Source organism: Achromobacter sp. Root170, from assembly GCF_001428165.1.
GTDB lineage: Bacteria > Pseudomonadota > Gammaproteobacteria > Burkholderiales > Burkholderiaceae_B > Achromobacter > Achromobacter mucicolens.
Genome location: NZ_LMHN01000010.1, coordinates 22616 through 33164, shown reverse-complemented (window position 1 = coordinate 33164; position 10549 = coordinate 22616). Strand labels below are relative to the sequence as shown.

The window sequence follows — 10549 nt, the reverse complement described above, 5'->3', positions numbered from 1 at the left end:
GATGCACTGGCCCGAGCCGCTAATCGATCAAGAGGTGTCGCATGATCGTGGCCCGGTCATGATCACGGTCGAATACCTGATCGACCCGGCGCAAGGCGCGGCCTTCGTGCGCGCCATGCAGCACGCAGGCGCCGAGCGCCGCCGCGATGGCGCATACGCCTGGGGCATCTTCGAAGACGCCGCCCAACCCGGCCGCTACCTGGAATACTTCCTCGTGACCTCCTGGCTGGAGCATCTGCGCCAGCACGAACGCGTCACGCACGCAGACGCGGACCAGCAGGCGGAAGTGCGCGCCTTCCACATCGGCGGCACGCCCCCGCGGGTCTCGCACTTCGTGGCGCCGATCGTGCAATAGGCGGAATCAACACGACACCCGGCGCTGGCGCACACACCGTTACATGAGACGCATAATTCCTGATTAGAATTGCGCCGACAGGGATTATTGCCGCGCGCCGACAGGCCTCGGCTGGGTGTGCGACATGGATAGTGCTCCTCGCTTCGAGGCAGTCAACGGGGCCCGGTTCGAGGTTCTGTGGGTGGACGGCGACCGGGTCTTCGGACGCGGCGACGCCACCCTTGCCGTCTGGCTGCGGCCGAACGACAGCTCGGAATGCGCGCGCCACCTGCTGGATCAGGAATACGGCCTGCGCGACTACCTGCATCCCGGCTGGGCCGCTGTGCCGACCGCGCTGGCGCGCGTGGGCGGCTCCACCGTCCTGTATCTGCAGGATCCCGGCGGTCAGCCCCTGGCGTCGCATCGCCCGCAGCCCATGCCCGCCAAGGCATTTCTGCGCTTGGCCATCGCGGCGGCGAACGCCCTTGGGCAAATGCACAACGCCGGCTTGATCCATCGGAATCTCAAGCCCGCGCACATCCTGTTCAACGCCCATGACGAAGCCGCCCACCTGACCGGCTTTTCTTTTTCCACGCCGCTCGGCGCCTATCAGGCGGCGCCGGGCTCGCAGCCAGCAGACATCGTCGGCACCCTCGCCTACATGGCACCCGAACAATCCGGCCGCGCCGGGCATCGCGCCGACGCGCGCTCGGACCTGTATTCGCTGGGCGTCGTGTTCTACGAGGCCCTGACCGGCGAGCTGCCTTTTCAAGGCGAGTCGGCGCTGACGTGGCTGCACAGCCATTCCGCGCGCGTGCCGGTAACGCCTGCCGAACGACGCAGCGCAATACCCGCGACACTGTCGGCCATCGTCATGAAGCTGCTGGAAAAGTCGCCGGACGACCGGTATCAGACGGCGGAGGGGCTGGCGGCCGACCTGCAGTGCTGTCTGGCCGCGCTGATGATGGACCCCGATGCCGCGCCGGACTTCGCACTGGGCCGCTACGACCATCCAGGCCGCGTGCGCGTGCCTGCAACCCTGTACGGCAGAGGCGCAGAGCTTGACGTCCTGCTGGGCGCCATGGGCCGGGTGGCGGGGTCCGGACGCGCCGAGGTCGTGCTCATCTCGGGCGAGGCGGGCGTCGGCAAGTCGATCCTCATCGAAGAGCTGCATCGCGTTGTCGGCAGCGAATACACCTTGCTTGCCAAGGGCAAGGGCGATTCTCACAGCCACGCCGGTCCCTACGCCGCGCTGGTCGAGGCGGCAAGAGGCCTGCTTCAGTCGGTGCTTGCCAAGAACGAAAGCGACCTGGACGAGTGGCGGGAGAAACTGCGCGTGGTGGTCTCGGCCGGCGGCGGCAGCCTGCTCACGCTGATTCCCGAACTGGCGCTGATCGTGCCGGACGCCAAGGGCCTGCTGGCCGAGGCGGACGCCAAGGCACGGCTGCTCCTGGCCTTTCAGCATCTGTTCTGCGCGTTCTCGTCGCCGGGCCATCCGCTGATCCTGTTCCTGGACGACCTGCAGTCGACCGACGCCGCGACCCTGCGCGTGATCGAACAGCTTGCGCAGACCGGTCTGCAGAACATCCTGGTCGTGGGCGTGTATCGGGCCGAGGACATGACGGCGCGCCACGCGCTGGCGGCGTTCATCGCTGGCCTGCGCGCCAGCGCGATCCCCCTCACCGAACTCGCGCTCCACAATCTGCAGGCGCGCGACTGCGCCCACCTGATCGCCGATGCGCTGCAAAGCAGGTCGCCGTGGATCGATCCGCTTGCCGCCCTGGTGCAGGCCAAGACGGCCGGCAACCCCTGCTTCGTGCTCCGGTTCCTGTCCACGCTCGCGGCCGAAGGGTTGCTGCGCTACGACGTGGGGCGCCAGCGCTGGCTTTGGGATGCGGATGCCATCCGCGAACAGGCCTACACCGACAACGTGGTCGGCATCATCCTCCAGCAGGTCGAGCGCTTGCCGCGCGACAGCCGCGAAGCGATTCAACACATGGCCTGCCTTGGGCACGACGCCTCGCTGGACAAGCTGGCGGCGGCGCTGGGCTGGCCGCGGCTCGACGTCGCCACGGCAATGCGCGAGTGCGAGCGCCAGAGCCTCGTCTTTCGTAGCGGCGACGTGTACCGCTTTCCGCACGACCGGGTGCAGGCGGCCAGCTATGGGCTGATTCCCGAACGGCAGCGCGCGGCCACCCATCTGTCGATCGGCCGCCGTCTTGCCCAGGACCTGGAACCGGAACAATTGAAGGCGCGCGCCTTTGAACTGGTCGATCAGTTCAACCGTGCATGGCAACTTGTCCACAGCCCCGACGAACGCGTCCGGCTTGCCCATCTGAATGCCCTGGCAGGCGCGTTGGCCAAGGACACCGCCGACTATTCGGCCGCCATCCGCTATCTGGAAGCGGCCTCGGCATTCCTGTCCGACGACGGACGTCAGCGCGAGCCCGCGCTTGCCTTCACGATCGAGATTACCCGCGCCGAGTGCGAGTTGCGCAGCGGCGCGGTGGGCAGCGCCAGGCATCGGCTGGCCCGCCTGGGCGAGCGCGACGCGCCCTTGACGGAACTGGCCCGCGTGACCCAGCTGCGCGTGGAGGTCTTCATGGCGCTGGGCGAGCGGCACGAGGCCATTCAGGCCGCGCTGCATTATCTTCGCCGCGCCGGCATCGACTGGACCGACAACCCTTCCGATGAGACCGTCTCGGACGAGTACGCCCAGTTCAATGCGCTGCGTGCCGGCCGGCCCGCGGCTACGCTGCTGGACCTGCCCGCGATGGAAAACCCGGAAGCGGAAGCGACGATGGGCGTGCTGACCGCACTGCTGCCGCCGGCCTGGACGCTCTTTGCGAATCTGCGCGAGCGCGTCATCCTGCGCATGGCCAACCTGAGCCTGCGCCACGGCAACACGGATGCGTCCAGCCTGGGATACGCGTGGCTGGGCATGATCCTGGCCGCGCGCACCGGCGACTACGCAGACGGCTACGCCTTCGGCAAGCTGGGCGTCGACCTGATTCAGCAGCGCGCGCAGGTCCGCTTCGCCGCGCGCGTCTATCAGGTGTTCGGCGGCCAGATCGTTCCCTGGTCGCAGCCGATCAGCGAGGCGCGCAACCTGCTGCAGACCGCCTTCGAACTGGCCAGCCAGCAGGGCGACTGGACCTACGCATCCTTCGCGCTGAACAGCCTGGTCACGCATATGCTGGCCACCGGCGGCGCGCTGGACACCATCCGCGCCGACGCCAGCCGCGGCCTGGCATTCGCGCGCAAGGCCGGGCTTGAAGTCCTGGACCGGTACACGTCGCAACTGCAACTGGCCAAGATGCTGCAAGGCATGACGCCGCATTTCGGCACGCTGGACGACGCTGGATTCACCGAGGCCGATTTCGAGCGCAAGCTCCAGGCCGAGGCAGGCTGGAATGTCACGGCGTGCTGGCATTACCTGCGCAAGCTGCAGGCCAGGGTGTTCGGCGGCGATTTCCCGGACGCCGTGCGGGCAAGCGAGGTAGCGTCACGGTTCGTATGGACGTCTCTGGCGTTCGTCGAGGAAATGGAGTTTCACTTCTACTCCGCGCTGGCGCACGCCTGGTGCCCCACGCCCGCAAGTCCGGCGGGACAAGCCGCCACGCTTGCGGCGATAGAGGTCCATCTGGCGAAGCTGCGTCCGTGGGCGGCGTCCTGCCCGTCCAACTTCCAAAGCCAGCGGATGCTGATAGACGCCGAAGTCGCGCGGGTAAAGGGCGACATCCTGGAGGCCATGCAGCGCTACGACGATGCCATCCATTGCGCCAGCGATCACGGCCTTGTCCACGTCGAAGGGCTGGCCAATGAATGCGCCGCACGGTTTTTCCAAAGCCGTGGCCAGCAACGCATCGCGCATACGTACCTGCAACACGCGCGCGCCTGCTATCAGCATTGGGGCGCGTCCGGCAAGGTCAGGCAGATCGATGCGCTGCATCCCACGCTGTTCGTGGATCGCGGCAGCGCCGCGCACGATTCCACGATCGAAACGCCGGTTGAGAGCCTGGATCTGGCCACCGTCATCGACATCTCCCGCGCGCTCGCCAGTGCGCTGGACTTGCAGACGCTGCTCGACAAGCTGATGAAGATCGCGCTGGAGCAGGCCGGCGCCACGCGCGGCGTGCTCGTCCTGCATGCCGATGGTGACCTGTATGTGCGCGCCATTGCCACCACGTCCGGCGATTCCGTCGCGATCAGCCAGCGCGCGCAGTCGCTGGACGAGGCCGGCCTGCCGCAGCAGATCGTGAACTACGGCTGGCGCACGGGTGAAACCATCGTGCTGGACGATGCGTGGAGCGCCGGCGCCTTCACCGGCGACCCCTACGTGCGCGCCGCGCGGCTGCCGTCGGTGTTGTGCCTGGCGCTAACCACGCAGTCCAAATCCATCGGCGTGCTGTACCTGGAAAACACCCTGGCGCGCGGCGTCTTTGCGCCGCACCGCACCGCCGTTCTGCGTCTGCTGGCCTCGCAGGCCGCCATCGCGATCGAACGCGCGCGGCTATACCGTGACTTGGCGCAGCGCGAGGCCCGGATTCAACGCCTGGTCGAAGCCAACATCATCGGGATCTGGTTCTGGAGCATCGAGGGGCAAGTGCTGGAAGCCAACGACCTCTTCCTGTCCATGACCGGTTACGACCGCGACGATGTAAGCGCGGGCCGCTTGAAGTGGACCGCGCTTGTGTCGCGCAGCGGCCCGGTGACGCTGGACGAGCTGCTGCTGCGCGAGACCGCCGAACCGGTGGAAACCGAACTGATCCGCAAGGATGGCCGGCGCGTGCCGGTGCTGCTTGGCGCGGCCCGGTTTGCCGCCGGCGACAACCAGGGCGTCTCGTTTGTGCTCGACCTGTCCGAACGCAAGGCCGCAGAGACCAAGATGCAGCAGATCCAGTCGGATCTGGCTCACGTCACCCGCATGACCACTGTCAGCTCGATGACCGCCTCCATCGCCCACGATGTCAGCCAGCCGGTCTCGGCGGTCCTGACGGAAGCGCAGGCGGCGCTGAACTGGATTGCGCGCACCCCGCCCAACACCGAAGAGGTCGCGGAATCATTGCGGCGCATCGTGCAAAGCGGCCAACGCGCCGGCTCGATCATTTCCGGCGTGAGGGCGCTCATCAAGAAGGCGCCGGCAGCCTTCGCCCCCGTCGAACTGAATGGACTCGTGAAGGAAACCCTGGCGCTGCTGAGATCCGAGCTCGATTGCAGCGACGTCGACGTCATGCTGGATCTGGCCGATGCGCCCCTGCACACGAGCGGCGACCGCGTCCAGCTTCAGCAGGTCCTGCTCAACCTGTATGTCAACGCGGTCGATGCCATGAAGCAGGCGCCAGGCGCGCGGCAGTTGCGCGTCGTCACCCGGCCGTCTTCGACGGACGAACTGCTGGTGGAGGTGCTTGATACCGGCAGCGGCATCGATGCGGCGTCGGTGAAAAAACTGTTCGATCCCTTCTTCACCACCAAGACCAAAGGCTTGGGGATGGGCCTGGCCATCTGCCGCGAGATCATCCAGCTGCATCAAGGCCAGATGTGGGCGCGGCCCAACAGTCCGGTGGGCGCGGTGTTCTACTTTTCGTTGCCCGCGCAGGCCTGATTCATCCGGCCTATTCGCCGTCGCCGTCGCCATCGCCACGCAATGGCACGGCGTGCGCGGCAACCCTCGGATTGACCTTGATGATCATCTGCACCAGTTGCGCAAAGCTGCGCGCCTGCATCTTGCGGTAGGCGCTTGCCCGATGCGCCTTGACGGTCACTTCGCTGATGCCCAACTGCTGCGCGACTTCCTTGTTCAGGCAGCCCGACGCAATCATCTCGATCACCTGCTGTTCGCGCGCCGTCAAAGACCGGTACAGCGCCAGGATCTTCTCGAATTCCTGCTCCTTGGCGCGCCGCGCGGCGTCCGATTCCAGCGCGCGATGCACGGAGTCCAGCAGCCGCTGCTCGGAGATGGGCTTTTCCAGAAAATCGATCGCACCGGCTTTCATCGCCTTGACCGTCTGCCGGATATCCCCAAAGCCCGTCACCACCACGATCGGAATGTGATCGCCCAGCTCGCGCAGACGAGCCTGCAGCGTCAGCCCGTCGCCGTCGGACAGTTGCAGATCCAGGATCAGGCAGGAAGGCACCGGAGGACGCGCCGCCGCCTGAAAGGCGCTGATCGAGTCGAAGGTCTCGGCATGGATGCCGATCGACGACAGCAGGCGTAACAGCGACTGGCTGACCTCGGGGTGGTCGTCGACGATATAGACGATCGCCGAGGGCGCGCCCAGTTTGTGTATGTTCAACGCTATGACTCCTTGCGAGGCGGACAGGCTCCGATGGTTTCGTGCCTCGCATGCCGCGTGGGGCAGCCATCCCACTGCAAATGCGGCGATTTTAAGGGTTTCTAACCGTCCCTCTTATTGACGCGCCATCTCGATGAACGCTCGCTGGTAATCCAGGGCGTCATCGGCCTCGCGCGATCCCAGAAAGATCTGCTTGGCGATGCCCCGCGGGCCCAAGCGCACCGGCGCCAGATCCATCTTGACCGCGTACTCCTCGACCAGCCAGCGCGGCAGCGCCGCCACGCCGCGGCCGCTGGCCACCATCTGCAGCATGATGTCGGTGGTCTCGATCGCCTTGTGCCGCTTGGGCGTGACACCCGCCTTCAAGAGAAACTGGTTGTAGATATCCAGCCGCTCGATATCGACGGGATAGCTGATGAGCACTTCCTGCGTCAGTTGCTCGGGCTTGACGTAAGCGACGGATGCCAAGGGGTGGCCCTTGGCCACCACCAGCACCTGCTCGTAATCGAACACCGGTTCAAACTTCAACCCCGGCTTGAACAGCGGGTCGGGCGTGACCAGCAGGTCGATTTCGTAGCCGAAAAGTGCCCCGATCCCGCCAAACTGAAACTTCTGCTTCACGTCCACATCCACGTCCGGCCACGCCGCCAGATAGGGCGCCACCACCTTGAGCAGCCACTGGTAGCACGGGTGGCATTCCATGCCGATGCGCAGCGCGCCGCGTTCGCCCTGGGCGAACTGGCCCAGCCGCTCTTCGGCCAGATCCAGCTGCGGCAACACCCGGTTCGCCACCGCCAGCAGATACTGGCCGGCCTGCGTCAGGCGAAGCCGTCTTCCTTCGCGCAGCCAGATATCGGTGCCCAGCTGCTGCTCCAGCTTTTTCATGCTGTGGCTCAGCGCCGATTGGGTCAGGTTCAGCACGCCCGCGGCGGCGGTCAAGGAGCCCTGTTTCTCGACCTGCTGCACGATGCTCAGATGGATGCGCTCAAGCATTTATATGATCCAGATTCATGGATTTGTGAAATAAAACCATTTTACGTCATGGATATTGATCTTTAGCATTGCATTCTTTGTTTGCCGCTGTGTTCCGCAAGTTGACCTGATCAACGCGCACGTTCCATGGCAAGTCGACCCCTTTCGTGCCGATTGGCTCCATGGAAGCAAAGATGACACACCCCCTGCGACTGGTCGCCGTTTCCGGCGGCATGCAACGTCCCTCCAAGACCACCGCCCTGGCAGAACAGCTGCTGGCGCTGATCGCCAACGAAATCCCCTGCGAACCCCGGCTGGTCGAAATGGGCCGGCTGGCGCCGCAGCTTGCCGGCGCGGTGTGGCGCTCGCAGTTGCCCGACACGGTCGAGCGCGAGCTGGTTGCGGTCGAGCAAGCCGATGTCCTGGTGGTGGCAACGCCCGTCTACCGGGGCTCGTACACCGGCCTGTTCAAGCACTTCTTCGATTTCATTCATCAGGACGCCTTGATCGACAAACCCGTCCTCTTGGCCGCGACCGGCGGCAGCCAGCGCCATGCGCTGGTGATCGACCACCAGTTGCGGCCGTTGTTCAGCTTCTTTCAGGCGCGCACCTTGCCGCTTGGCATCTACGCGACCGACGAGGATTTTGCCGACTACCGGCTTCAGAACGACGCGTTGATCCAGCGGGCCGGTCTGGCCGTCCAGCGCGCCCTGCCGCTGGTCGAACTGACGCGGCATGCCCGCGCCGCCGCGGCCGAAGAAGTCCTGGCGGCCTGACGCCAGGCCACCCTTACCGATCGCCGAACAGGCAGCGTGACAGCACACGCTGATCGCGCCGGCAACGAATTCACGTTTATCGCAGCATTTTTGGCATCCGACACCCATGAGCAACGACTTCACCTTCAGCATCAAGAGCATCCGCTTCGATGAGAACTATCAGCCGTCGGACAGCACGCGCATCACGACCAATTTCGCGAACCTGGCGCGAGGCGCCAGCCGCCAGGAAAACCTGCGCAATACGCTGAAGATGATCGACAGCCGTTTCAATGACCTGGCGCATTGGGACAACCCCACCGGCGACCGCTACGCCGTTGAACTGGACATCATCACCGCCGAGATGACGCTGGGCGAAGACGGAAGCACGTTTCCGCTGATCGAAATGCTCAAGACCAACATCGTCGACAGGCAGACGGACAAGCGCATCGACGGCATCGTGGGGAACAATTTTTCGTCCTACGTGCGCGACTACGACTTCAGCGTGCTGCTGCCCGAATTCAACGACAACAAAGCCACGTTCAGCACGCCGGAAGATTTTGGCGACCTGCACGGCAAGCTCTTCAAGCACTTCGTGCAATCGCAGGCCTACCAGGCGCACTTTGCGAAGCCGCCGGTCATCTGCATCAGCGTCTCCAGCAGCAAGACCTACCAACGCACCGACAACCACCACCCGATCCTGGGCGTGGAATATCAACAAAGCGAATTCTCCTCGACCGATCATTACTTCGAGAAGATGGGCCTGCAGGTCCGCTACTTCATGCCGCCCAACAGCGTGGCGCCGCTGGCGTTCTACTTCCAGGAAGACCTCTTGGGCGCCTACACCAATCTTGAACTCATTGGCACGATCAGCACGATGGAAGCGTTCCAGCGCATCTACCGGCCCGAAATCTACAACGCCAATTCCGCGGCTGGAAAGCGCTATCAACCCAGCCTGAAGAACCAGGACTATTCGCTGACGCAGATCGTGTACGACCGCGTCGAACGCAGCCAGCTCGCCATCAAGCAGGGCAAGTTTGCCGAGGCGCACTTCATCAAGCCGTACAAGCACGTGCTCGATCAATGGGCTGCCAGCTACTCCCATCAATAAACCGAAAACAGACGGACACTTTCGCCATGAAAAAAATCTTGCCCACCTCAACCGCCGGCAGCCTGCCCAAACCGTCCTGGCTTGCCCAGCCTGAAAAGCTCTGGTCGCCCTGGAGCCTGCAAGACGAGCAACTGGCCGAAGGCAAACGGGATGCGCTGCTCCTGGCCCTGAAGGAACAGGAACTGGCCGGCATCGATATCGTCAGCGACGGCGAGCAGACGCGCCAGCACTTCGTCACCACGTTCATCGAACATCTGGACGGCGTTGACTTCGAAAAGCGCGAGACCGTCCGGATCCGCGACCGCTACGACGCCAGCGTGCCCACCGTCGTCGGCGCCGTCAGCCGCCAGAAGCCCGTGTTCGTCGAAGACGCCAAATTCCTGCGCCAGCAGACGAAGCAGCCCATCAAATGGGCGCTGCCCGGTCCCATGACCATGATCGACACGCTGTACGACGCCCACTACAAGAGCCGCGAAAAGCTGGCCTGGGAATTCGCCAAGATCCTCAACCAGGAAGCGCGCGAACTGGAAGCCGCCGGCGTCGACATCATCCAGTTCGACGAGCCCGCCTTCAACGTCTTCTTTGACGAAGTGAACGACTGGGGTGTCGCCACGCTGGAGCGCGCGATCGAAGGCCTGAAGTGCGAAACCGCCGTGCACATCTGCTACGGCTACGGCATCAAGGCCAACACCGACTGGAAGAAGACGCTGGGATCCGAATGGCGCCAGTACGAGGAGTCGTTCCCCAAGCTGCAGAAATCCAACATCGACATCGTGTCGCTGGAATGCCAGAACTCGCACGTGCCCATCGACCTGATCGAACTCATCCGCGGCAAGAAGGTGATGGTCGGCGCCATCGACGTGGCCAACCACACCATCGAAACCCCCGAGCAGGTCGCCGCCACGCTACGCCAGGCGCTCAAGTTCGTGGATGCCGACAAGCTGTACCCGTGCACCAACTGCGGCATGGCGCCGTTGCCGCGCGCGGTGGCCAATGGCAAGTTGAAGGCGTTGAGCGCGGGCGCGGAGTTGGTTCGTAACGAACTTTCGGCTTGATGTAGCCGGTCGCAGACGGTGCGCAGGGA

Annotated in this window: 7 protein-coding genes; 5 read left to right on the top strand and 2 right to left on the bottom strand. The window is 64.5% G+C overall.

The genetic code is table 11. The features are described 5' to 3' along the window. Both ASD87_RS10150 and ASD87_RS10145 read left to right on the top strand, forming a co-directional pair. On the top strand, positions 1 to 355 hold a 355-nt coding region (locus tag ASD87_RS10150; protein ID WP_056320686.1), incomplete at its 5' end, for an MFS transporter. A gap of 124 nt (positions 356 to 479) precedes the next feature. Further along, entirely contained in the window at positions 480 to 5939 is a 5460-nt protein-coding gene (locus ASD87_RS10145) for an AAA family ATPase (RefSeq protein WP_082586251.1), read from the top strand. A gap of 10 nt (positions 5940 to 5949) precedes the next feature. On the opposite strand, the gene ASD87_RS10140 is transcribed toward ASD87_RS10145, so the two are convergent. Then, positions 5950 to 6630, bottom strand: coding sequence for a response regulator transcription factor (locus ASD87_RS10140; RefSeq protein WP_235512684.1), 681 nt, complete (start codon positions 6628 to 6630; stop codon positions 5950 to 5952). A 114-nt stretch (positions 6631 to 6744) separates the two neighbouring features. Then, complete coding sequence (locus ASD87_RS10135; protein WP_056320681.1) at positions 6745 to 7623, bottom strand: LysR family transcriptional regulator; 879 nt, start codon at positions 7621 to 7623, stop codon at positions 6745 to 6747. Between the two features lie 173 nt (positions 7624 to 7796). On the opposite strand from ASD87_RS10135, the gene msuE reads away from it, so the two are divergent. The 3 genes from msuE (at position 7797) to ASD87_RS10120 (ending at position 10520) form a co-directional block, all read left to right on the top strand. Next, positions 7797 to 8378, top strand: a complete 582-nt coding sequence (gene msuE / locus ASD87_RS10130; RefSeq protein ID WP_056320695.1) for an FMN reductase — start codon at positions 7797 to 7799, stop codon at positions 8376 to 8378. A 106-nt stretch (positions 8379 to 8484) separates the two neighbouring features. Next, positions 8485 to 9465: a DUF1852 domain-containing protein gene (locus ASD87_RS10125; protein ID WP_056320679.1), complete on the top strand. Its 981-nt coding sequence runs from the start codon at positions 8485 to 8487 to the stop codon at positions 9463 to 9465. Positions 9466 to 9491: 26 nt separating this feature from the next. After that, complete coding sequence (locus ASD87_RS10120; RefSeq protein ID WP_056320676.1) at positions 9492 to 10520, top strand: methionine synthase; 1029 nt, start codon at positions 9492 to 9494, stop codon at positions 10518 to 10520. Positions 10521 to 10549 lie beyond the last annotated feature (29 nt).